We start from the raw sequence: 24,375 nt of genomic DNA on the forward strand, positions 1-24,375 counted from the left end.
TTTGATGATGATTTTTTAAATCCTACTTAAATTTTAGGTATTGAAAAGAACTTTAATTTTTTGCAGAACAAAATTCAAATACTTTCGTTTGTATTATATTTGTCAATCTGAACCTTCTAAATAATGAAAAAGAGTTTTTTATACATTTTATTTTTAATAACTTTTCAAAACAGTTTTTCTCAAAATAAATTGTCCTGGCAAGGCTATTTTTCATATAACGAAATCAAGGATGTCTCTGAAGCTCCAACTACTGTATTTGCTGCATCTGAAAATGCTTTGTTTTCAAAAAATTCAACTACAAACGTTATCAAAACCACTACAACTATTGATGGGCTTTCAGGACAAACAATATCCACAATATATTATAGTGAAGTTTCTAAAAAAACTTTGGTAGGATATGAAAATGGTTTATTGATTGTCATAAATGAAACAGACGGCAGCATGCTGAAAGTGGTGGATATAATTAACAAACAATTGCCTTCAGGTTCTAAAAGGATAAATCATTTTATGGAACATGATGGATTGGTTTATGTGTCCTGCAATTTTGGAATTGTACAGTTTAATTTGACCACTTCACAATTTGGTGATACTTATTTTATTGGCGATACCGGAGCCGAAATAAGTGTAAAACAAACTGCTTTTTTTAGCGGATTTATTTATGCTGCAACTTCAAACGGAATCAGGAGAGCAAATAGTACTAATCCAAATTTAGTCGATTACAATCAATGGTCAGTTGTGAATCCTGGTGATTGGTGGAGTGTGGAAGCTTTAGATTCAGAACTTATTGCAATTAATTCAGGGGGCTACATTCATCGCTATAATTCTAATGCTTTTATTGGGTTTTCACAACTTCCTCAATCTTCTACAGATATGAGGGCGGTTAATCATAATTTATTTATTACAACACCAGAGGCAGTTTTTGTTTATAATGACAAAATGGTGTTGAGTCGTCAAATTAGTAATACTCAGGTTTTAGATGGTAGTTTGAGTTTTACTTGTGCAACAGCAATAGGAGACATAATTTACATCGGCTCCAAAGATAAGGGATTGTTTAGTTCTTCTCTTTTGAGTGTTGGTGCTTTTGACAATAATACGCCAAGCGGACCTTTTAAAAATAACATTTTTTCTATTGATGCAAGCCCAAATGAAACCTGGGTTGTTTATGGCGACTATGATATATCTTACAATCCGTACGGGTTAGATACTTACGGGATTAGTAAATACAGTTCTTCAGAATGGTTAAATATTCCGTATGATAATGTCTTAGGTGCTAAATCTATGACTCGCATAATCGTAAATCCAAGTAATGAAAAACAGGTATATGCAAGTTCATTTTTCTCAGGGTTATTGAAGATTGAGAATGATATGCCAACTTTTTTGTATAATGAAAAAAATAGCGGTTTAGAAACGTTAACTTTTGTAGGGCCAAATTACATAGATGTTCGTATAAATGGAACTGCTTTTGATAAATCAGGAAATCTTTGGGTAACCAATAGTTTGATAAAAAACGGTTTGAAAGTTTTGAAAACTAACGGCGATTGGGGCAGTTATCCGATGACTTCTATCCTTATTAATGCAGAAAACACCAGTTTTTCAGATGTTGTGATTGATAAAAATAACACGAAATGGATTGGAACCAACCGAGATGGTGTGATTGGTTTTAATGAAAGTACAAATACATTTAAAAAAATGACATTTGGTACAGATAACGGAAATTTACCAGTTGCTGATGTTAGAGCTCTTGCAGTTGATACTAAAAATCAATTATGGATTGGAACTACCAAAGGACTTCGGGTTTTGTCTAATGTAGGTAATTTCCAATCGGAAAGTCAATTAAAAGCAAATCCAATTATTATTATGGAAGATGATTTGGCTCAGGAATTATTATACGAGCAATTTATTACTTCAATTGTAGTTGATGGAGCTAATAATAAATGGATAGGCACTATTGATTCTGGAGTTTTTATGGTTTCGCCAAATGGTCAGGACACTAAATATCATTTTACAATAAATAATTCGCCACTTCCAAGTAATATTATAAACGATATCAAAATCAATAATGCTACAGGTGAGGTTTTTATCGCAACTAATAAAGGAATGATTTCTTTTAAAGGAGTTTCTACTGAGGCAAATGAAAATTTGAATAATGCATATGTGTATCCAAACCCCGTACGTCCTGAATTTTCCGGAACGGTAAAAATTGCAGGCTTGATTGACAAAGCAAATGTAAAAATTACCGATATAGAAGGGAACTTAGTTTATGAGGCCACTTCTGAAGGCGGAACTGTAGAATGGGATACAACAGCTTTCGGTAGCTATAAAGTAGCTTCAGGAGTTTATATGATTTTCATTTCAGCCCAAGATGGAAGTGAAACAAAAGTTAAAAAGGTAATGATAATTCGTTAGTTTTTTGGGTTATTCATATTCAAATTACATGAAATAAGAAGTTAATAATCTAACAGTATAATTTTGCTGATCAAAACAAAAGCAATCGTAATTTCATCACTAAAATTTCAGGAAAAAAGCCTCATTGTAAAATGTTTTACATTTTCAAGTGGTCTGAAATCTTATTTTGTACGTGATGCTTTTTCAAACAGAAAAGCCAGTCAGAAAATTGCTTATTTTCAGCCTTTATCTATTCTGGAGATTGAAGCAGTTCATAAAAACAAAGGTACTTTAGAAAACTTCAAAGAAATAAAAACGGCAGTTCCTTTTCAAAGTATCCATACCGATATCGTAAAAAGCACAATGGCTATGTTCCTGTCTGAAATGCTCCATTATTCTATTCAGGAAGAAGAGAAAAACGAATCGCTTTTTGAGTTTTTAGAAACAGCATTGACGTGGTTGGATCATCATGATGAAGTTTCTAATTTCCATTTAATTCTACTTTTAGAAATTACCAAATATTTAGGATTTTATCCTGATATTTCAGAGATGGATATGCCGTTTTTTGAAATGAATGGCGGGATTTTTACTCTTTTTCATGGAATCGATTCTTTAAATGAACATGAAACGAATTTGTTTAAAAAACTAATCAATTTAAGATTTGACAATGGTCAAAAAGTTTTTCATGTGATAGAAAGACAAATTTTGTTAAAAATCTTAATTGATTATTATAGTTTTCATTTAGATGGATTCAAAAAGCCCAAATCTTTGGAGGTTTTAAAGGAGGTTTTCTCTTAAACCTCTAAAAAGATAAATCCCTTTTGCAAAATCAATTAGAAATTTCATTACATCTTTCTTTTTTCTGTCATCTTTTATCTATTTTACTCAAAATTCCTTACTTTCGCACCTCGATTAAGAAAAGGATAAAATGAGCACAAAATTTACTGAATACAAAGGACTTGACTTACCAACAGTAGCGTCAGAAGTACTTGACTTTTGGAAGAAAGAAAATATATTTGAAAAGAGTGTAACTACTCGCGAAGGTGCTGAGCCTTACGTATTTTTTGAAGGTCCTCCTTCAGCAAACGGATTACCGGGAATTCACCACGTGATGGCGCGTGCGATTAAAGATATTTTTTGCAGATATAAAACTCAAAAAGGTTTTCAGGTAAAAAGAAAAGCCGGATGGGATACGCACGGATTGCCTGTAGAATTAGGTACCGAGAAAGAACTTGGAATTACAAAAGAAGATATTGGTAAAACGATTTCCATCGAAGAATATAACGAAGCATGTAAAAAAACCGTTATGCGTTATACTGACGTATGGAATGATTTGACTGAAAAAATGGGTTATTGGGTAGATATGGAAGATCCATATGTGACTTATAAGCCAAAATATATGGAGTCTGTTTGGTGGCTTTTAAAACAAATCTACAATAAAGGTTTGTTGTACAAAGGATACACGATTCAGCCTTATTCTCCAAAAGCCGGAACAGGGTTGTCTTCTCACGAAGTAAATCAGCCTGGTGCTTACAGAGATGTTACGGATACTACTATTGTAGCGCAATTCAAAACTTTACCGGAAACGCTTCCAGGCTTTCTACAAGGTTTTGGAGATATTCACATTTTGGCATGGACGACAACGCCATGGACATTGCCTTCGAATACTGCTTTAACAGTTGGTCCAAAAATCGATTACGTTTTAGTAAAAACTTTCAATCAGTATACTTTTGAACTAATCAATGTTATTTTGGCTAAAAATTTAGTTGGAAAACAATTTGGAAAAGGATTTTTTGCAAGTGAAGAGGATACTGATTTTGAAAAAGTAAAAAATGGCGACAAACAACTTCCATATAAAATTTTAGCAGAAGCAAAAGGAGCTGATTTAGTAGAAATTCGTTATGAGCAATTATTACCATACGTATTGCCATATCAAAATCCTGAAAATGCATTTAGAGTAATTACCGGAGATTTTGTTACCACAGAAGATGGAACAGGAGTTGTACATACCGCTCCGACTTTTGGTGCTGATGATGCTAAAGTAGCAAAAGAAGCAAAACCGGAAGTACCGCCAATGTTGGTTTTAGATGAAAATGGTACTGCAGTTCCTTTAGTCGATTTACAAGGAAAATTTACTTCTCACATGGGTGAATTAGCCGGTAAATATGTAAAAAATGAATATTACGACGAAGGTCAGGCGCCAGAGCGTTCTGTCGATGTTGAAATTGCTATTCGATTAAAAGAAGAAAATAAAGCCTTTAAGGTTGAAAAATACGTACATAGTTATCCACACAGTTGGAGAACAGATGAGCCATTATTATATTATCCGTTAGATTCCTGGTTTATTAAAGTAACCGATGTAAAAGACAGAATGTTCGACCTGAACGAAACAATCAATTGGAAACCTAAGTCTACTGGTGAGGGACGTTTTGGAAATTGGTTGAAAAATGCCAACGATTGGAACTTATCTCGTTCCAGATATTGGGGTATTCCGTTGCCAATTTGGAGAACAGAAGATAAAAAAGAAGAAGTTCTTATTGGTTCTGTTGAAGAATTGTACAATGCGATTGAAAAATCTATTGAAGCTGGTTTTCAAAAAGAAAATCCGTTTAAAGGTTTTGAAATTGGAAATATGTCTGAAACAAATTATGATTTAATCGATTTGCATAAAAATGTGGTTGATCAAATAACTTTAGTTTCAGCTTCAGGTCAGCCAATGAAACGTGAGAGCGATTTAATTGATGTTTGGTTTGATTCGGGAGCAATGCCTTATGCACAATGGCATTATCCTTTTGAGAACAAAGATAAGATTGACGAGAATAAAGATTTTCCTGCGAATTTTATCGCAGAAGGCGTAGATCAGACCCGTGGATGGTTTTATACCTTACATGCTATCGGAACTTTGGTTTTTGATAAAGTAGCGTACAAAAATGTAGTTTCGAATGGTTTGGTTTTGGATAAAAACGGACAAAAAATGTCGAAACGTTTAGGCAATGCAACAGATCCTTTTGAAACGATAAAAGAGTATGGTCCTGACGCCACACGTTGGTATATGATTTCTAACGCAAATCCATGGGACAACTTAAAATTTGATCTTGAAGGAATTGCTGAGGTTCGTCGTAAATTCTTTGGGACTTTATACAACACTTACTCTTTCTTTTCGTTATATGCGAATATTGATGGGTTTAAATATGCTGAAGCGGAGATTCCGTTAAACGAAAGACCTGAAATCGACCAATGGATTATCTCTGAATTACATTCCTTGATAAAATTTGTTGATGAATGTTATGAAGATTACGAGCCAACAAAAGCAGCAAGAGCTATTTCTGACTTCGTTCAGGAAAACTTAAGTAACTGGTATGTTCGTTTATGTCGCCGTCGTTTCTGGAAAGGCGAATATGCTCATGATAAAATTGCGGCTTATCAAACGCTTTATACTTGTTTATTAACGATAAGCAAATTAAGCGCTCCGATCGCTCCATTTTTCATGGATAAATTGTACCGCGATTTAACAAGTTCTACAGGATCTGAGCAATATAGCAGTGTTCACTTGGCTGAGTTTCCAAAATTTGTCGAAAACTTTGTTAATAAAACGTTAGAAAGCAAAATGCAGAAGGCGCAAACCATCTCATCGTTGGTTTTATCGCTTCGTAAAAAGGAAATGATTAAGGTGCGTCAGCCTCTGCAAAAGGTAATGATTCCGGTACTTGACGAAAATCAGCGTGCAGAAATTGAAGCCATCTCCGAGCTCGTAAAAGCGGAGGTAAACGTGAAAGAAATAATACTTTTAGATGACGCATCCGGTATTTTGGTGAAACAAATTAAGCCTAATTTTAAAGCTTTAGGACCGCGTTTCGGAAAAGATATGGGTCTGATTTCTAAGGAAATACAAAATTTTTCTGCAGATCAAATCAATATGTTAGATAAGAAAGGCACGTTAGATATTGTTATTGCTGGAAATAATGTAACTTTATCACTGGAAGATGTTGAAATAACATCTCAGGATATAGAAGGCTGGCTGGTTGCAAATTCAAATGGAATAACAGTTGCACTTGATATTACAATTACCGATGATTTGAAAAAAGAAGGTATTGCAAGAGAATTAGTAAACAGAATTCAGAATATCCGTAAAGATTCCGGATTTGAGGTTACTGATAAAATTAAAGTGCAAATTAAAAGAAGTGGACTTTTAGAAGAAGCCATTCTAAAAAATGAAGACTATATTAAGTCTGAGACATTAACAGATAGTTTGGTTTTTGTTGACGCTTTGGAAAACGGCACAGAAATTGAGTTTGATGATATTAAAACAACGATATTAATTTCAAAATAATAGATAAATGATAGATGAAATTACAAGATACTCAGATGCTGATTTGGCAGAGTTCAAAGAAATAATTCAAAATAAAATACAAAAAGCACAAGCCGATCTGGATTTAATAAAAAGTGCTTACATGAACGATTTAAATAACGGAACAGACGATACTTCTCCAACTTTCAAAGCTTTTGAAGAAGGAAGTGAAACGATGTCTAAAGAAGCGAACTCACAGTTGGCCATCAGACAGGAGAAATTTATCCGTGATCTTAAAAATGCACTATTCCGTGTAGAAAATAAAACATATGGTATCTGCAAAGTTACCGGTAAATTAATCGGTAAAGAAAGACTGAAAATTGTTCCTCACGCTACAATGAGTATAGAGGCTAAAAACATGCAGCGCTAAAACACCTGAAATTACAAAATATTTAACGCTCCAAATGGAGCGTTTTTTTTGATTTAATTTCTTACTTTTACACATTAAAATTCATAAAATGTCATTAAGAAAAGCATATCTCCTTATATTTATTATATTATTGATTGATCAGGTTTCTAAAATCTATGTAAAAACAAACTTTCTTTTAGGTGAAGAAGTTCATGTTTTTAGATGGTTCAGAATACATTTTATTGAAAATGAGGGAATGGCATGGGGAACAAAAATTCCTGGGGAATACGGAAAATTAATTTTGACGGTTTTTAGAATTTTTGCCGTTTTTGGGATAGGTTATTGGTTGTATGATTCTGTAAAAAAGAAGGCTTCTTCTTATTTAGTTGTAGCAATCGCACTTATTTTTGCAGGAGCTACAGGTAATATTCTGGATTCTGTTTTCTACGGAGTTATTTTTAATGGCAGTTATAATAATGTATCAACTCTTTTTTCGCCTCAGCCTTATGGAACGTGGTTTCATGGTTTAGTTGTGGATATGTTTTATTTTCCTATCTGGAAAGGAGACCTGCCCGGCTGGATACCATTTTTTGGAGGAAAACGATTTGAGTTTTTTAATGCTATTTTTAATGTTGCCGATATCGCTATTTCTACAGGCGTTGGTATTTTGCTTTTTTTTAATAAAAAAGCTTTTCCAAAACATTAAACTTGTTTGTATAATAAATTTTGGTTTTGTAATTAATAGTGCTTTAGAAGTGCTATTTTTACAATACAAAATCAAACTTCATGCAAAGTCCGTCTTTTTCAATTTATGATGCCTCTGCAGGTTCTGGAAAGACCTATACTTTAGTCAGGGAGTATTTGAAAATTATTCTTTCATCACCTAAAAATGATGCATATCGTAACATTCTTGCCATAACATTTACCAATAAAGCGGTTCATGAAATGAAAAGCCGTATTGTTGGGAGTCTGTCTGAGTTCACGAAAGAAGAACCTTCTTCCAAAGCGATAGAGTTAATGGAAGATTTATCTCGTGAAACAGGACTTTCTTTAATCAAAATTAAAACAAAATCTCAAAGTATCATTAAGCATCTTATTCATAATTATGCTGCTTTTGATATTTCTACCATTGATAAATTTACACATAAAGTTATACGTGCTTTTGCCCATGATTTGAATTTACCTATGACTTTTGAGGTGACTTTAGATACTGAGAACTTATTGATAGAAGCTGTTGATGCTATTATTGCACAGGCAGGGCAGGATGAAACATTGACGAAATTACTGATTGATTTTACAATGGAAAAAACCGATGATGATAAAAGTTGGGACATTTCACGTGAAATTTTGGAAACAGGAAGATTAGTTTTGAATGAAAACAATCGAAATGAGATTTTGCATTTTCACGATAAAACCATTGAAGAATTTGTAGAAATTAAAAAGAAAATGCTTTTTCTGTGTAAAGAATTAGAATCCGAAAATGAACAGTTTGCTATTGAAGCATATTCTTTGATTGATAAAAACGGGATCGATTTAAAATCTTTTTCCCGGGGTACTTTTCCGAATCATTTAGAAAGTATTCGTAATGGTAAATTCAATCCGAAAAATAAAACCTTTCATGAATTTGAAGATATAGCGATTAATAAAACAGCAAAAGATAAACCATTAATTGAAAATCTTATTCCGGAACTGCTTCAAATATTAGATAAAGTGTATAAAAATTTCGAAAAAAGAGATTTTTATAAAGCATTTCTGAAAAATATAACACCTCTTTCTTTGCTAAATACGGTTAGTAATGAATTGGCAAAAATCCAATCCGAACAAAATGTTTTGTCAATTTCGGAATTCAATGCCATTATTCATCGTGAAATTCAAAACCAGCCTGCACCTTTCATTTATGAGCGTTTGGGCGAACGTTATCGTCATTTTTTTATTGACGAATTCCAGGATACTTCAGAAATGCAATGGCAGAACCTGATTCCGCTGATTGATAATTCGCTCTCAGGTTTGGATGATTTGGGGAATAAAGGAACTTTAATGATTGTAGGAGATCCAAAACAGTCAATTTATCGTTGGCGAGGTGGAAAAGCGGAGCAATTTATCGAATTAAGTAAAGATGTGAATCCGTTTAATAATCCGGATAAAAAAATAAAGCATTTAAATACAAATTACAGAAGTTACAGCGAAATCATAGATTTTAATAATGCTTTTTTTAAGTTGATTTCAACCGAGTTTTCTAATAAAGACTATAAGGATTTATATGAGAATCACAGTTTCCAAAATACAAATTCCAAAAAAGGCGGATACGTTAATATTTCTTTTCTTCCTGTCATTGAAAAAGATGATTTGGCTGATGATGAAGAAGTAGTAGAGAAGTCAGATTTATATGTCCTGGCAACTTTAAATACTATTCAGAATGTAGTTCGTCAGGGTTTTGAATATAAGGATATTGTTGTTCTAACCCGAAAAAGAGATCAGGGAATCGCCGTTGCAAACTATTTAACAGAACAAAATATTCCTCTTTTGTCTTCTGAAACCTTAATGATTCAGAATGCGACTGAGGTCAGGTTAATAATTCATCTGTTGAAATATCTGAATAATAATGTCGATTTGGAAGCAAAAGCAAATTTTCTGCATTTTCTGGCAGTTAATAAAGAAGTTGGAATGCCAATTCATGATTTTATTTCGATGGGTATGGCACAGAAGTTCGAGAGTGATTTTGAAAAATGGCTTTTAACTTTTGATGTTTCGCTTTCTTTCGAGAATATTAGAAAAAAATCTTTATTTGAAGCTGTTGAAATTATCATATCTAAATTTGTTCTTCCTGCTGAAGGAAATGCTTATGTGCAATTTTTTCTGGATATTGTTCTGGAAAGGGATATTCGCAATCAGGCCGGAATTGCTGATTTCCTGAGTTTTTGGGATAAAAATGCTAAGAAATTCAGTATTCCGTCTCCCGAAGGGAATAATGCGGTTCGGATTATGACAATCCATAAATCGAAAGGTCTTGAGTTTCCTGTTGTTATTATGCCTTTTGCTGAAGAAGATTATAATAGAAAACCAAAAGATAAATTATGGCTGGATACAGAAGACACAAATCTGGATGTGCCGAGAGCTTTAATTGATAACAGTAGTGCTGTTGAAAGTTTTGGTGAAAGTGCTTCGGTAGTTTTTAATTTGAAAAAACAAGAAGAATTACTTGATAATATTAATGTTTTATATGTTGCCTTAACACGTTCGGAAGAGCAATTATATATTATTTCTCAAGCCGTAAAAGAGAGAAAAGATGGAGAATTTCCAAACAATATGGCTTCTTTTTTTATTAAATATCTAATAGATAAAGGAGTGTATAATCTGGAAAAGCTGGAATATGAATTTGGAAACAAAATTAAACTCTCTCCTTTTGACAAAACGTTGAATTTAGTAAAAACAATTCCCATAGTTACGGAAGTTTTAAATCCCAAGAATATTAAAATTGCGCAACGCGAAGCTCTAATGTGGGGGACAAATCAGCAGGAAGCAATTTCGTATGGAAACGTAATTCATGAAATTCTGGCGTTTGTAAAAGATAAATCAGATATTGATTTGGCGATCGAAAAGACGATCGAAAACGGATTAATTACTTATAGACAAAAAGAAATCGTTTTAAAAACACTTCAGGAAATAGTAAATCACCCGGAAATAGGTATTTGTTTTGACCGTAAAAATATTGTCTTAAATGAACAGACAATAGTTCAAAAGCAAGGAAAAATTTTAAAACCCGACCGGATCGTTTTGACTAACAGCAAAGAAGCCTATTTGCTGGATTATAAAACCGGAGCCAGAAATCCTAAATACATACAGCAAATTCAGGAATATCAAGATGCTATTGAAGATTTAGGATATAAAGTGTTAAAAAGGGCTTTGGTATATATAGGTACAGAAATCGATGTAGTAAATTTGTGAAAAAATTAATCAGTTGTTAATAGCTTAATTAGTATAAGTTGTTAATTTTTAACACATTAAACGAATAAAAATGTACGGTAAAATAAAAGAGTATTTGCAAAGTGAGCTGCAAACTATAGAAGAGAACGGAATTTTTAAAAAAGAACGCATAATAACTTCCGCACAAGGTGCTGAAATAACTATTTCTACTGGTGAAAAAGTTTTAAATTTTTGTGCTAATAATTATTTAGGGCTTTCTTCGCATCCTGAAGTAGTGCAGGCAGCGAAAGATGCTATGGATACCCATGGCTTCGGAATGTCTTCTGTGCGTTTTATTTGTGGTACGCAGGATATTCATAAAACATTAGAAAAAAAGATTGCTGATTTTTATGGTACAGAAGATACTATTTTATACGCAGCGGCTTTTGATGCAAATGGAGGTGTTTTTGAGCCTTTATTAGGAGAAAACGATGCTATTATTTCTGATAGCTTAAACCATGCTTCTATTATTGACGGAGTTCGTTTATGCAAAGCCGCGCGTTATCGTTATGAAAACAGTAATATGGAAGATTTGGAGCAGCAATTGATTAAAGCTAATGAAATAGGGGCCCGTTTTAAATTAATTGTTACTGATGGTGTTTTTTCTATGGATGGTCTTGTTGCTCCTTTGGATAAAATTTGCGATTTGGCTGATAAATATGATGCAATGGTAATGGTTGATGAATGTCATGCAGCCGGATTTATCGGGGCAACCGGAAAAGGTACACTTGAGGCAAAAGGAGTTATGGGAAGAGTTGACATAATAACAGGAACACTTGGTAAGGCCTTAGGTGGTGCTATGGGAGGTTATACAACGGCTAAAAAAGAAATTATAGAATTGCTGCGTCAGCGCTCAAGACCTTATTTGTTTTCTAATTCATTAGCGCCGGCAATTGTTGGGGCTTCTATTAAAGTATTTGAGCTTTTAGAAAAAGATACTACATTAAGAGATAAATTAGAATGGAATACTAATTATTTTAAAGAAGGAATGAAAAAAGCAGGTTTTGATATAATCGATGGAGATTCCGCAATTGTACCGGTAATGTTATATGATGCAAAATTATCACAAACAATGGCTAACGAACTCTTAAAAAAGGGAATTTATGTAATTGGGTTCTTTTTTCCTGTTGTTCCTAAAGAAAAAGCCAGAATTAGAGTTCAGCTGTCTGCAGCACATTCTAAAGAACATTTAGACAAGGCAATTAGCGCTTTTGTATTAGTTGGACAAATGTTAAAAGTTATATAATTACCATTTAATTCCATTTTTGTAGGTTTTTTTTAACATTACATTTTGTATTTAAAAAATTAGGTGTTACTTTTGTCTGTAATTAACTAAATTGTAATTAAATAAAATAAGTATGAAACATCTTAACAAACTTTTAGTTGCTGTGATGATGGTGATGGGTTTAAGCTCTCACGCACAAGACAGTAACAATCCATGGGCTATCTCTTTTGGAGTTAATGCCGTTGATACTAGAACAAGTTCTGGGTCAGGAAGTGGGTTCTTTGATCAACACTTTTCACAGCCTTTTGGCGTAAAAGACAATTGGAATATCCTTCCTTCTTTATCTTACATTGGTGTGTCTAGATATGTAGGTAGTGGTTTTTCTCTTGGTTTACAAGGTTCTGTAAACAAAATTGATAAATATGTTACTTTTGATCCAAGTAATCCAGATCATGATTCAAGAGGAAATGTTGTTTCTAACCCTGGCGATTTGATGTATTATGGAATTGATGCTACTATTAAATATAGCTTCCAGGAATTAATTAAATCTAAAGTAATCGATCCTTCCTTATCTGTTGGTGGTGGTTATACTTTCTTTGGTGATAGTAGTTACGGAACAGTAAATCCAGGTGCTGGAATTACTTTCTGGTTTACAGATGCTATTGGTCTTGAACTTGCTTCAAGATACAAATGGGCTGTTGCTGCAGGTGATAATGGTAGAGAAGATGCTGCTGGTGTTCCAGATGCTCCATCTCATTTCCAACACACAGCTGGTCTTGTTTTCAAATTTGGAGGTAAAGATACTGACGGAGATGGAATCTACGATAAAGATGATGCATGTCCGGATGTTGCTGGTTTGAAACAATTCAATGGTTGTCCTGATACTGATGGAGACGGAATTGTTGACGCTAGTGATGCTTGTCCAGATGTATTTGGTTTAGCTGCATTAAACGGTTGTCCTGATACTGACGGAGACGGAGTTGCTGACGCTAGTGATGCATGTCCAGATGTTGCTGGTTTAGCTGCATTAAACGGATGTCCAGATGCTGACGGTGATGGTATTGCTGATAAAGATGATAAATGTCCTACAGTTGCTGGTCCTAGAGAAAATGGTGGTTGTCCTTTCGTAGACGCTGATAAAGATGGTGTTCTTGATAAAGATGATGATTGTCCTACAGTTGCTGGTCCTGCTAGTAACAGAGGTTGTCCAGAAGTTACTTCTGAAGCTTTAGAAGAACTTAAAGTTCAGGCAAGAGCAGTATACTTTAACTCAGGTAAAGCTACTTTCAAAACTGGAGACAAAGAAACTTTAGCCAGATTAGACGCTATCAAACAAATCCTTATTAACTATCCAAATGCTAAATTCAGTATTGAAGGGCACACAGATAGCGATGGTTCTGACAAATTGAACCAAAAACTTTCTGAAGATAGAGCAGCTGCTGTTATGAATGCTTTAATCGAAAGAGGAATTAGCGTTGATAACTTAGTTTCTAAAGGTTTTGGAGAGTCTATGCCAGTTGCAAGTAACAAAACTCCTGCAGGTAAAGCACAAAACAGAAGAACTGAAATCAAACACATTGGTTCTAAATATGAAGGTAAACTATAATTTACTTTTCTAAATAATTTTAAAAAGCCATTCTTAATTGAATGGCTTTTTTTATTTTTATCATATGATAGATATTTCCTTTTTAGAAAAAATTGCCGCCACTATAATTCAGGATTATTCTGGCAGACTTTTCGAAATTACTATTATACTGCCTAATAAAAGGGCTAAGGTTTTCTTAATTGATGCATTAAAGAATCAAACCAATAAAAGTATTTTTTCTCCTAATATTGTTTCAATTGAGGATTTTGTACAAGATGTGGCTTCCATTCGTTCTGCAGATTCCATTGAACTATTGTTCGAATTTTATGAAGTTTATCTTTCTATTACAGAAAAACAAAAGCAACAATCATTTGAATTATTTGCTAATTGGGCAAAAACACTTCTTCAGGATTTTAATGAAATCGATCGTTATCTTCTTGAACCATCATATGTTTTATCATATCTAAAAGATATTGAAGATATTAAAAAATGGGGAATTGAAGTTGAAGACAAAACGAAACTCCTTGAAAATTATATTGATTTTTGGAAATTACTGCCAACCTATTACAAAGCGTTATATAGCCACTTACTAGATAAAGGCTTTGGTTATCAGGGTTTAATTTATCGCGAAGCAGTCAATAACCTCAATCATTTTTCGAATACAATTTCAAATCATACTTTTGTTTTTGCAGGGTTTAATGCTTTGAATGCAGCTGAAGAAAAAATAGTACAACATCTTTTATCATTAGATCAAGCTAAAATTTATTGGGATGCAGATCAGGCTTTTTTAAACGATCCTTATCATGATGCAGGTCTTTTTATTCGACGTTTTAAAGAAAATTGGAAACACTATAAATCAAATCCTTTTGAGTGGATTGTGGATGATTTTTCGCAACCAAAACACATTCAGGTTATAGGAACGCCAAAAACTATCGGACAGGCAAAATTAACCGGAAGTATTATTGAAAATATAATTAAGGATAATCCAATTTCTTCTCTTGATAAAGTAGCTATTGTATTAGGAGAAGAAAATTTATTGATGCCAATTTTGTATGCTTTACCTAATTCTGTCGGGGCATTAAATATTACTATGGGGTATTCAGGTAAAAACAACCCTTCTCAAATTTTGATAGCGAAATTGTTTAAGATGCATACCAATGCGCTTTCAAGAAATGGGGATAGTTATGTTTTTTATTACAAAGATGTTCTTGATGTTTTGACGCATCCATTGATTGAGCCTTATGCGAAAACAAGTCAATTAGTTAAAATTATAAAAGAAAACAATTATACTTTTATAACATATTCCAGATTAAATGAACTTAACCTGAACCCTTCAGATTTATTTAGTTTGTTGTTTCAAAAGTGGGAAAAAGGTTGTTTAGCTGTCTTGGAGGATATTTCAAAACTGTTATTGTTGATAAAAGAAAATTTCAATAATAACAACGAGGAGGAAAAAATCGCAAAAACTTTTGTCTTCTCTATTTTTAAAGTTATCAATAAATTAATTAATTATTATTCTCAACACAGTCATATAGATAATATTCAGACTTTATATGCAATTTACAAACAGGTTATAGAAGTAGCTGAAGTTTCTTTTGAAGGAGAACCGCTGAATGGCCTTCAGATTATGGGAGTTTTAGAAAGCCGGGTTTTGGATTTTGATACTGTAATTGTTACTTCTATGAATGAAGGGAATTTTCCGGCAGGAAAATCTCAAAATTCTTTTATTCCTTATGATGTAAAAAAAGAACTGGGTTTGCCAACTTTTAAAGAAAAGGACGCAATTTATACCTATCACTTTTACCATATGCTGCAGCGGGCTAAAAATATTTATTTGATTTATAATACTGAAAATGAGGGACTGGATGCTGGTGAACGAAGTCGTTTCATAACACAATTAGAAGTAGAAAAGCAATCTAAGCATAATTTAACTTTTGATATTTACAATCCTGTTTTGCCAACAAAAGCATACCTGCCAATGGTGATTCCAAAATCTGAGGCAGTTATGGAACGTTTGAAAGAAATCGCTAAAAATGGCTTTTCACCTTCTGCTTTAACAAGTTACATTAGAAATCCAATTGATTTTTATTTTCAAAAAATACTTCGAATTCGTGAAGTCGAAGAAGTGGAGGAAAATATTGCTTTAAATACACTCGGGACTATAATTCACGAGACGTTAAAAACATTATACTATCCCTTTATTGGTAAATTTATTTCAGAAAGTGATATTTCAAACTGTTTTAAATTGTTAGATGATGAAGTTCTGAAGCAATTTAAACTAATTTATAAGGAAGGTGAAATTAAAAAAGGACGTAACCTTTTGGCTTTTGAAGTAGCAAAAAGGAACGTTTCCAATTTTCTTAAATTAGAATTAGATTCCATCCAAAATGGAGAAAGTATTCAAATAATAGCCTTAGAAAAGACTTTTGAACGTGAACTGACTCATCCAGGTCTGTCATTTCCGGTTCTGATAAAAGGAAATGTAGATAGAATTGAATTGCGCAACGGTAAAATAAGGATTATCGATTATAAGACAGGAAAAGTTGAAAAAGCCAATGTAGTACTTAAATCGTGGAACGGATTGACAAAGGAGCTTAAAAACGATAAAATTATTCAGGTTTTGGCATATGCTTTCATGTTTGAAGGTGCAGCAAATGAAACTCCAATAGAGGCGGGAATTATTTCTTTTAAAAATTTAAAATCAGGCTTTTTACCTTTTGGATTTAAGCAGGATAAAGAACTTAATATGACAGTTACAGCTGGAATCCTGAATAATTATCTGGAAGAAATTGTTTTGTTGCTAAATGAAATTTTTGATAGGAATATTCCATTCGAAGAAAAAATAAATTAGATAATTATTAGAAAGTTCAATAACATATTTGAGTTTTTCAAAACAACTTTGGTTATTAATTTAAGCATTTGTACCGTTGGTGTTATTTTCGGAGGGTTTGATTGTTTTTTTATATGTTTTTTGAGTTTTGGTTTTCTAATGAGTTTAGGTTTCAAAGAAATCTATCGAAAAAATGATTATTTATTTTATTTGAATAACAAAATTAGTAAAATTCAGCTTTTCGCTTATAGTTATATTTTGACATTTTTGACTACTCTGGTCTTCGGGTTGATTATTTTTTTAATAAAGAAACTATTTTGAAAAAGCATATTTTAGAAGTTGACGGAGTTCAGAAAAAATTCAATGAAAAAATCGTACTTTCTGATGTTTATTTAAAATGCGAAACTGCTGAAATAATAGGTTGATTGGAAGAAATGGTTCAGGTAAATCTACCTTATTAAAGATTATTTTTGGAATTATACCTGTACCAAACAAATGCATTCGTATTGATGGAATTTCAAAAAACCAAATCAAAAGTTTATTTAATGAAATTAGTTATTTGGATCAGGGACACTCAATTCCGAATCATTTATCAGTAAAGAAGACCATTTCATTATCAATTGAAAAAGAAAGAATAAACAGTTTTTGTGCAGACAATCATATTCAATCCATTCTAAAGAAAAAAATAAAGCACTTGTCAGGTGGTGAATTGAGGTATCTGGAAATTAAATTGATACTTTTTAATTCTTCCAAATTTGTATTATTAGATGAACCTTATAATGGTTTGTCTCCAATTATGACTGAATTGGTTAATGAATTGATAAAAGAAAATTGATTTTCCTTTGAGAAAGGGCTATTTTTTAAATAAAGTTCGTTTTTTATGTTAATTATTTTTACACATCTTGTTTTTAAAATAGTTTAAAATTATCGAATAAATAAAAGTAACTCAGGTGGTTAGATAACGCTCTTTTTTTAACAAGTGTTTAAGTTATAATTACCTTTTAAAAAATACCTTTGGCACTTCAAAAAAACAGATTTATTAAGCATATGAATTGATTTAAACACACTGGTAGCGGAGACTGGAGCTGATTCCGGATTGATTTTTACTATAGATGGAATTTTAATTGAATCTTACAATTTAGAATACGACGGTAATGTTGCTGCGATGATTGGGATGATATTGAAAATGAGTTTGGAGATGTCTGAAGATCTTAAAAATGGTGATTTAAAACAAGTGATGATTAAGAACTGTGATGGTATTTTAGTAGCTAATAAAGATCTTAATAATAATTGTATCGCTTTACTTTCTAAAGATTTAAGTAAGATGGAGCTTTTGCTTCGTAAAATGGATACGATTTTTAATAATTAAATTTAATTCACACATGTCACATTTTTTACAAGACTTTTAAAATAACCTGAAAGAAAATATTAATGGTTTATTGCTGTTTCTGTAACAGAGATTGAAACAGGAATGTCATATAGATCACTTTCAACAGATTCGAATTTTGATCCTCCAGTTTTGTCAAAATATAAAAAAGAAATAGTTTCAAGGCTATAAAGATTTTTGCCCCCGATAATGAGGAAAAGGCTGTTTCATCATATGAACAGCCTTTTTTGTTTTTAAGCAAGTTTTAAATTTTGAAAAAACTCTAATAAAACTTTCTTCAATTCTTCTTTGTTTTCAATATGGCTCATATGTCCATCATCAAATGAAACAAGTTCTGCTGTTGTATTTTTAATTTGGGAAATACTTTCATCATAATTTAAAACAGGGTCTTTTTTCCCTAAAACCAATAAGGTTGGAAAAAGATTTTGTTTCAAAAGACTTTCTCTGTCTTTTCTGATTTTCATTCCTTCAAGTGAAGCCACAATTCCCTGCAAAGGAGTTTTTAAAGCCTGTGTTTTTACTTTTTCAATTTCATCAGCTAATCGGGTTCGGTTGTTTTCGCTAAACAAATTCGCAATCGCTAAACTAACAAAATTCACATAATTTTGTTTTACTGCTTTAATAGCACGGGTTCTGTTTAATTTCTTTTCAGCGCTGTCTTCTTTGGAAGTGGAATTCTGTAAAACTAGTTTAATAATTTTAGCAGGGAACAATTCGGCGAAAGCCAAACTAACATAACCACCCATAGAATGCCCGACAATAATAGCTTTTTGGATATTTAAATGTTCCAGAACTTCATTAACCATATTTGCATTTTCTTCCATCGAATGCACATAACCCAAACAATCCGTTTCGCCATGACCTAATAAATCAATGGTGATCACGCGATAGTTTTTAGAGAATAAGGTCACATACTCCTGCCACATTTTTTTGTTTTCCAAAAAGCCATGAAGCAAAACAATAGTGGTGCCTTCGCCTGAATCAGTATAAGATATTTTGGTGTTTTTATATAGAAGAGTTTTCAAAAATGACGTTTTAAGTTATAATGCAAAGATAAGAAAACGTAAAACCATATAAGTGATATAAGTTTATTTGAGTTAAAATTACTATTTATTCAGTCCAATTTTTAAACGAACTTATATCACTTATATGGTTAAAACAGAAACGGCCAGCATTTCTGCCAGCCGTCTCTATCTATATTCTATGCTCTCTTTATGAATTCATCAAACTCTCAATCTCATCCACTTCAACCGGAATATTACGCATCAAATTAAAAGGCTCTCCTTTTTCCTGAATCACAACATTGTCTTCCAGACGAATTCCGAAACCTTCTGCCGGAATATAAATCCCGGGTTCCACCGTAAAAACCATATTGGCTTTCATTGGTTCGTGAAGCAATCCGTAATCGTGTGTGTCAAGTCCCATGTGATGAGAAGTTCCGTGCATGAAATATTTTTTGTAAGCTGGCCAGTCCGGATTTTCGTTCTGAACATCAACTTTGTCGATCAAACCTAAACCAAGCAATTCCGAAGTCATGATTTTACCCACTTCAACATGGTATTGTTTCCAAAGTGTTCCCGGTGTCAGCATTTTTGTAGCTTCGTTTTTAACTCTCAAAACGGCGTTGTAAACTGCTTTTTGTCTGTCAGAGAATTTTCCCGAAACCGGAATCGTTCTCGTCATATCGCTCGAATAATTAGCATATTCTGCTGCCACATCCAACAAAATCAAATCTCCTGCTTTGCATTGCTGATTGTTTTCGATATAATGCAAAACGTTGGCATTGTTTCCCGAAGCAATAATTGGTGTATAAGCAAAACCTTTAGAACGGTTACGGATGAATTCGTGAATCAATTCGGCCTCGATTTCATATTCCGTAACATTTGGCTTCACGAACGGAAGCAATCTGCGGAAACCTTTCTCGGTAATATCACAGGCTTTCTGAATCAAATCAATTTCTTCGCTTTCTTTTACAGAACGAATACGCTGCAAAATCGGGTTGCTTTTCGCCACATTGTGTGCCGGATACTTTTCTTTCCACCATTTTACAAAACGCGCCTCACGTGTTTCTGTTTCAACAGCTGCACGATAATGTTCGTTCGTATTAATATACATGGTATCGGCATATGCCATCATTTCGTTCAAAACTTTATGAAAATCCTGAAGCCAATAAACAGTTTTGATTCCCGAAATCTGAAAAGCACGTTCCTTAGTCAGTTTTTCGCCTTCCCAAATGGCGATATGCTCGCTGGTTTCTTTTAAAAACAAAATCTCTTTTTGATTTTCATAAGGTGCATCCGGAAACAAAAGTAAAATACTTTCTTCCTGATCCACACCGCTCAGATAAAAAATATCCCTGTGCTGTGCAAAAGGCATTGTGCTGTCTGCACTAATTGGATAAATGTCATTAGAGTTGAAAACGGCAACACTGTTAGGTTTCATTTCTGCCGTGAATTTTCTGCGGTTTTTTATAAAAAGAGCGCTGTTTATTTGATGATACTTCATAATAACGTAGTTTTTGAGCTTTGAATTTCAAAATTAGTGATTTTAGAGAAGTAGCACAAAATAGGTTTATTAAAGTTTTCATATTATTTGTGCGTGTCCCAAGGGCCGGGCTTTCGGCTATATCTTTTATTCCGCTGTCGTTTCATAAAAGGATACCGCCTCTATCCCTCACGCTAACTCGGTTTCATAAGAAAATTTATCGAAATGGATTTAATAATTCGATTTTGTATATTGTGATGATTTTGATTTAATAAAAATGAAAGAACTGCTAATTGAAAGTAAAGGAATAAGAACCGACCAATATTTTATACCGCCTTTTGAGCTAAGAGAAGGAGAGCTGGTCGTTTTGTATTTGTACGGCGGAGCTCATTTCCAAAGTATCAAAACGGAATTAGTTAATATTTTTACGGGAAAAATAAAAAACGAAAATGTAATTATCTTCAGGCCTCTGACTTATGTAGATTATTTTAAAGAATCGAAATTTAGAAACTTGTTTTTTCCAGTTAGAGTTGATGGATATTTAAGTAAAAATGCAAATTTGGAAAGTAAGTTTATCCAGAAAATTTTTGAAATTCCCTGGATTAATAAGAAGACGAAAATAAATGAACTTAACTGGAATACTAAAAGACTACTTGCATTATATGCAACGTTCTCTAAAACAAAATATATCGTTTTTGAATTAGCGGGGCAAGGACCTAAGGATGCAAAAGAAACTTGTGATATTGTTAGAAATGAAATTAGAAAAGGAGGTTCTGCGATATTAATTGACTGGGCTTCTGATATGAATGATAATTGTGATAAATTCATAACTTTAGAATGGTTAACTTTTAACCGATAGTACGGATTTGCAATCCGTGCCCCAACAATTGTTGCTAAAAACGTGTTTAATCAAAACTAAAACCACATATGAATAAACTATTTACTCTGCTTGCTTTAATAATTTCAATTAATCTTTCGGCACAAAAACTTCAATTTGATAAAAAACTTGTTGAGAGCGAAGATAAGTGGGTTGCTTTTCCGGCAGATAGTATCGGAAATTATAATTTCGGTTTTATATATATTGATGCTCAGGCTGGATTAACATTGGATTATGAAGGATTTTTTAAAATTGATCAAACCGGCAAATTTATATTTGATAAAAAAGAAAAGACAAGTTCGATGAAATATCGATTACAGCCAAACAATAACTTAGTGGCATTTATTCCCGAATCAAAATTTGCCGAGTTACATATTCAAAAAACGCCGGACTGGCTCAAACTTTATAAAGGAGATGAAAATTCAATAGGACGCCTTTATAAATGGGGATTCATGTACAACGGCTGGAATGAATGTGAAAAAGCGTTGGAATATCTTGAAAAAGCAAATAAAATGGATCCTGATTATAAAGGACTGCGTGTTGAGTTGGCTTTTTCTTATAATTGTCTAAAACAATATCAAAAAGCGGTTGATGTGCTAAAAATTGCTTTGGAGAAGAATCCACTTGATGCCTATACAAATAAGGAATTAATTTATGCTGAAACTAAAAATGGCAATCTACAGGATGCAGAGAATGTTTGCCGCAAAGTTTTTAAAGAATGTAAAGATAAGACCTATAACTCTGAAAATGCCTATAACGTTTTGCAAGCTTATTATATTAAAAAAGATATCAAAAATTTCAATAGTTGGTTTACAGAAGCGAATTCATATTTGATGGGCCATGAAAAAATTAAATTATTAGCCGAACAAATGAGGGCTGAATTGAAACAATAAAGAATTGATTATTAGATATTCGTATATTTAATTTTCTAAATTCCAGCAAGTTTTATGAAAAAGAAATATACATTGAAAAAGATTTTAAAAACCATTTGGATAACGGCAGGATTACTTTTTACACTCTGGATGTTTTATTCTTATGAATCTCATGGTGTTGATGAATCTCTTTTTCAAAGCAATACTATAGTCAAAGTAGAAAATACAGGGGAGTATTTTTTATTTACGCCAAAAAAGGAATTCAAAAACGTTGTTATTTTTTATCCCGGAGCAATGGTAGAAACTGAAGCCTATGTTCCGCTTTGCAGAAAAATAGCTGATAACGGTATTCAGGTTTATTTAATGAAAATGCCGTGGCGGCTTGCCTCAAAAGGATATAATAAACCTAAAGAATTGGGTCTTTTTAAAGATACTGCCAAAAACTATATTCTGGCAGGACATTCTCAGGGCGGAAAAATGGCAGCGCAATTTGTATATGAAAATCCCCAATTAATAGATAAACTAATATTGATTGGAACTACACATCCAAGGGATATTTCACTTGCGGAAGCTGAAATTCCAATTTTAAAAATTTACGGTTCCAATGATGGCGTTGCAAGTGAAAAAGCGATATTTGAGAATAAGTCAAAATTACCGAAGTCTGCAAAATTCTTTAAAATAGAGGGAGCCAACCATGCTCAGTTTGGATATTATGGTTTTCAGTTGGGAGACGATAAAGCGAATATTAGCAGGGAGCAACAGCAAAAGGAAACTTTAGATGAGATATTGAAATTTATAAATCAATAAAAGAATTAAAATCATACAAAATGGCATCAGAAGATATTTTAGCAAATCCGGAAAACGAAATTGTTACAACGAGAGTTATACCGTTTCCGATAGAACTTGCTTATTCAGCTTGGACAGAACCGGAACATTTAAAAAACTGGTGGGGTCCAAAAGGATTTACAAACACTTTTAATGAATTTGATTTAAGACCGGGCGGAAAATGGAGTTTTATCATGCACGGTCCCGATAAAGGAAACTACGCAAATGAATGTGAATTTCTAAAAGTTGAAAAACCCAGTTTTCTGAGCTGGAAGCGCCATTCGAAACCACTTTTTCAGGTAGCTGTATCTTTTGAACCTGTTTCGGGAAACTCGACGAAAATTGTATTCAAAATGATTTTTGATACGCCAGAAGAGTGTAATAAATTAAAACCATTTGTAGTGGATAAAAATGAAGAAAACTTTGACAAACTGGAAATTGAGTTGTCAAAAATGAAATGAGAATCAAATTCAATAATTAATTCAAAGATTTAAAATGTATTTACAATAATACTTAAACAATAAGAAGTAAATTTGGCTACTCAAATTTCTGCAAATGCATCATAATTGAATACATATCTAAAATATCTTCTTTCTCTCTTTTTGGCTTTTGTCCTGATTGCGAATGACGGTACTTTAGATTCTCAGGCAAAATCAGCAGATTATTACCAATCTTCCTATGTAATTCTCAAAAGGGAATTAGATTTCAAGGACTCCCGATTGTATGTTTTTGGTCAATTTATTTTTCGATTACCAACTTCGTTTTCAATTCCTGTTTTTTCTCTGGGTTTTTCAGTAGTTTGTAGTTTTCAAATTCGGGTTCTTTTAAAATTACGAATCTTCATTTATCAAAATATTAATTCATTTATAAAACAATTAGTATTGGTAAATGAAATGATTACTTCAAACCATTTATATAAAAGTTTATACAGCGCTTAGATAATTTCTTTTCTAAGCATTTTTGCGTTTCAACGCATGCGATGATATAATAATGTCTAATCATTTATCATTTAAAAAATGTATAAACAAAATAACAAAACACATTTGGAGAAATCCGGACGACCGCTTCTTTGGATAAAAAGAAAACTGATTCTAATCATGACTGCTTTTATGCTCGGAATGTCAAACGGAATGGATATGGAGGATCGAACTATTAAAGGAAATCACATTCATACAGAAGAACAGGATAAGAAAGATTGATTGTTTTTGCCAAATGACAAATGGTGTAAAAATAACTTTAACTAAC

The 24,375-nt window shown here is 32.8% G+C and carries 19 protein-coding genes; 17 read left to right on the forward strand and 2 right to left on the reverse strand.

Annotated features, from left to right (window positions below):
* Positions 1 to 123: 123 nt before the first annotated feature.
* The 11 genes from porZ (at position 124) to ACEN92_RS16100 (ending at position 18,054) form a co-directional block, all read left to right on the forward strand.
* Positions 124 to 2,406, forward strand: a complete 2,283-nt coding sequence (gene porZ / locus ACEN92_RS16050; RefSeq protein WP_495639350.1) for a type IX secretion system anionic LPS delivery protein PorZ — start codon at positions 124 to 126, stop codon at positions 2,404 to 2,406.
* 63 nt (positions 2,407 to 2,469) lie between these two features.
* Positions 2,470 to 3,183, forward strand: coding sequence for a DNA repair protein RecO (gene recO / locus ACEN92_RS16055; RefSeq protein WP_495639351.1), 714 nt, complete (start codon positions 2,470 to 2,472; stop codon positions 3,181 to 3,183).
* Between the two features lie 130 nt (positions 3,184 to 3,313).
* On the forward strand, positions 3,314 to 6,715 hold the full coding sequence (gene ileS / locus ACEN92_RS16060) for an isoleucine--tRNA ligase (protein ID WP_495639352.1): 3,402 nt from the start codon (positions 3,314 to 3,316) through the stop codon (positions 6,713 to 6,715).
* A 7-nt stretch (positions 6,716 to 6,722) separates the two neighbouring features.
* Positions 6,723 to 7,103, forward strand: coding sequence for a TraR/DksA family transcriptional regulator (locus tag ACEN92_RS16065; protein ID WP_495639353.1), 381 nt, complete (start codon positions 6,723 to 6,725; stop codon positions 7,101 to 7,103).
* An 88-nt stretch (positions 7,104 to 7,191) separates the two neighbouring features.
* Positions 7,192 to 7,788, forward strand: a complete 597-nt coding sequence (locus tag ACEN92_RS16070) for a lipoprotein signal peptidase (RefSeq protein ID WP_495639354.1) — start codon at positions 7,192 to 7,194, stop codon at positions 7,786 to 7,788.
* Between the two features lie 80 nt (positions 7,789 to 7,868).
* Complete coding sequence (locus tag ACEN92_RS16075) at positions 7,869 to 11,027, forward strand: UvrD-helicase domain-containing protein (RefSeq protein ID WP_495639355.1); 3,159 nt, start codon at positions 7,869 to 7,871, stop codon at positions 11,025 to 11,027.
* Positions 11,028 to 11,097: 70 nt separating this feature from the next.
* Entirely contained in the window at positions 11,098 to 12,291 is a 1,194-nt protein-coding gene (kbl, locus tag ACEN92_RS16080) for a glycine C-acetyltransferase (protein WP_495639356.1), read from the forward strand.
* Positions 12,292 to 12,403: 112 nt separating this feature from the next.
* Entirely contained in the window at positions 12,404 to 13,876 is a 1,473-nt protein-coding gene (locus tag ACEN92_RS16085) for an OmpA family protein (protein ID WP_495639357.1), read from the forward strand.
* 64 nt (positions 13,877 to 13,940) lie between these two features.
* Positions 13,941 to 16,706, forward strand: coding sequence for a PD-(D/E)XK nuclease family protein (locus ACEN92_RS16090; RefSeq protein WP_495639358.1), 2,766 nt, complete (start codon positions 13,941 to 13,943; stop codon positions 16,704 to 16,706).
* Positions 16,707 to 17,106: 400 nt separating this feature from the next.
* Positions 17,107 to 17,520 carry an ATP-binding cassette domain-containing protein gene (locus tag ACEN92_RS16095; protein ID WP_495639359.1) on the forward strand — a complete coding sequence of 138 codons (414 nt, stop codon included), beginning with the start codon at positions 17,107 to 17,109 and terminating at the stop codon, positions 17,518 to 17,520.
* Between the two features lie 231 nt (positions 17,521 to 17,751).
* On the forward strand, positions 17,752 to 18,054 hold the full coding sequence (locus ACEN92_RS16100) for a roadblock/LC7 domain-containing protein (RefSeq protein WP_495642356.1): 303 nt from the start codon (positions 17,752 to 17,754) through the stop codon (positions 18,052 to 18,054).
* Between the two features lie 251 nt (positions 18,055 to 18,305).
* Here ACEN92_RS16100 and ACEN92_RS16105 read toward each other — a convergent pair whose 3' ends face one another.
* Positions 18,306 to 19,097 (reverse strand): alpha/beta fold hydrolase, encoded by a 792-nt coding sequence (locus tag ACEN92_RS16105; protein WP_495639360.1) that lies wholly within the window; start codon positions 19,095 to 19,097, stop codon positions 18,306 to 18,308.
* A 187-nt stretch (positions 19,098 to 19,284) separates the two neighbouring features.
* Positions 19,285 to 20,577: an aminopeptidase P family protein gene (locus ACEN92_RS16110; protein WP_495639361.1), complete on the reverse strand. Its 1,293-nt coding sequence runs from the start codon at positions 20,575 to 20,577 to the stop codon at positions 19,285 to 19,287.
* Positions 20,578 to 20,833: 256 nt separating this feature from the next.
* Between ACEN92_RS16110 and ACEN92_RS16115 the strand changes: the two genes are divergently transcribed.
* From ACEN92_RS16115 to ACEN92_RS16140, 6 genes are all read left to right on the forward strand, one after another.
* Positions 20,834 to 21,415: a hypothetical protein gene (locus tag ACEN92_RS16115; RefSeq protein WP_495639362.1), complete on the forward strand. Its 582-nt coding sequence runs from the start codon at positions 20,834 to 20,836 to the stop codon at positions 21,413 to 21,415.
* A 68-nt stretch (positions 21,416 to 21,483) separates the two neighbouring features.
* Complete coding sequence (locus ACEN92_RS16120) at positions 21,484 to 22,326, forward strand: tetratricopeptide repeat protein (protein WP_495639363.1); 843 nt, start codon at positions 21,484 to 21,486, stop codon at positions 22,324 to 22,326.
* A gap of 54 nt (positions 22,327 to 22,380) precedes the next feature.
* Complete coding sequence (locus ACEN92_RS16125; protein ID WP_495639364.1) at positions 22,381 to 23,112, forward strand: alpha/beta fold hydrolase; 732 nt, start codon at positions 22,381 to 22,383, stop codon at positions 23,110 to 23,112.
* Positions 23,113 to 23,132: 20 nt separating this feature from the next.
* Entirely contained in the window at positions 23,133 to 23,591 is a 459-nt protein-coding gene (locus ACEN92_RS16130; RefSeq protein WP_495639365.1) for an SRPBCC family protein, read from the forward strand.
* A gap of 105 nt (positions 23,592 to 23,696) precedes the next feature.
* The gene (locus ACEN92_RS16135) at positions 23,697 to 24,068 is read left to right on the forward strand and encodes a hypothetical protein (protein WP_495639366.1); all 372 of its coding nucleotides are present in this window, start codon (positions 23,697 to 23,699) and stop codon (positions 24,066 to 24,068) included.
* Positions 24,069 to 24,146: 78 nt separating this feature from the next.
* A complete protein-coding gene (locus ACEN92_RS16140) occupies positions 24,147 to 24,329 on the forward strand; it encodes a hypothetical protein (RefSeq protein WP_495639367.1) in 183 nt (60 codons plus the stop codon).
* Positions 24,330 to 24,375: the final 46 nt, after the last annotated feature.

This window comes from Flavobacterium sp. Flavsp81, assembly GCF_059491325.1.

Bases quoted from the DNA above. Each gene is read 5' to 3' on its own strand.
- porZ (WP_495639350.1), top strand. From the start codon at position 124: ATGAAAAAGAGTTTTTTATACATTTTATTTTTAATAACTTTTCAAAAC.
- ileS (WP_495639352.1), top strand. From the start codon at position 3,314: ATGAGCACAAAATTTACTGAATACAAAGGACTTGACTTACCAACAGTA.
- ACEN92_RS16065 (WP_495639353.1), top strand. From the start codon at position 6,723: ATGATAGATGAAATTACAAGATACTCAGATGCTGATTTGGCAGAGTTC.
- ACEN92_RS16070 (WP_495639354.1), top strand. From the start codon at position 7,192: ATGTCATTAAGAAAAGCATATCTCCTTATATTTATTATATTATTGATT.
- ACEN92_RS16075 (WP_495639355.1), top strand. From the start codon at position 7,869: ATGCAAAGTCCGTCTTTTTCAATTTATGATGCCTCTGCAGGTTCTGGA.
- kbl (WP_495639356.1), top strand. From the start codon at position 11,098: ATGTACGGTAAAATAAAAGAGTATTTGCAAAGTGAGCTGCAAACTATA.
- ACEN92_RS16085 (WP_495639357.1), top strand. From the start codon at position 12,404: ATGAAACATCTTAACAAACTTTTAGTTGCTGTGATGATGGTGATGGGT.
- ACEN92_RS16090 (WP_495639358.1), top strand. From the start codon at position 13,941: ATGATAGATATTTCCTTTTTAGAAAAAATTGCCGCCACTATAATTCAG.
- ACEN92_RS16110 (WP_495639361.1), bottom strand. From the start codon at position 20,577: ATGAAGTATCATCAAATAAACAGCGCTCTTTTTATAAAAAACCGCAGA.
- ACEN92_RS16115 (WP_495639362.1), top strand. From the start codon at position 20,834: ATGAAAGAACTGCTAATTGAAAGTAAAGGAATAAGAACCGACCAATAT.
- ACEN92_RS16120 (WP_495639363.1), top strand. From the start codon at position 21,484: ATGAATAAACTATTTACTCTGCTTGCTTTAATAATTTCAATTAATCTT.
- ACEN92_RS16125 (WP_495639364.1), top strand. From the start codon at position 22,381: ATGAAAAAGAAATATACATTGAAAAAGATTTTAAAAACCATTTGGATA.
- ACEN92_RS16130 (WP_495639365.1), top strand. From the start codon at position 23,133: ATGGCATCAGAAGATATTTTAGCAAATCCGGAAAACGAAATTGTTACA.
- ACEN92_RS16140 (WP_495639367.1), top strand. From the start codon at position 24,147: ATGTATAAACAAAATAACAAAACACATTTGGAGAAATCCGGACGACCG.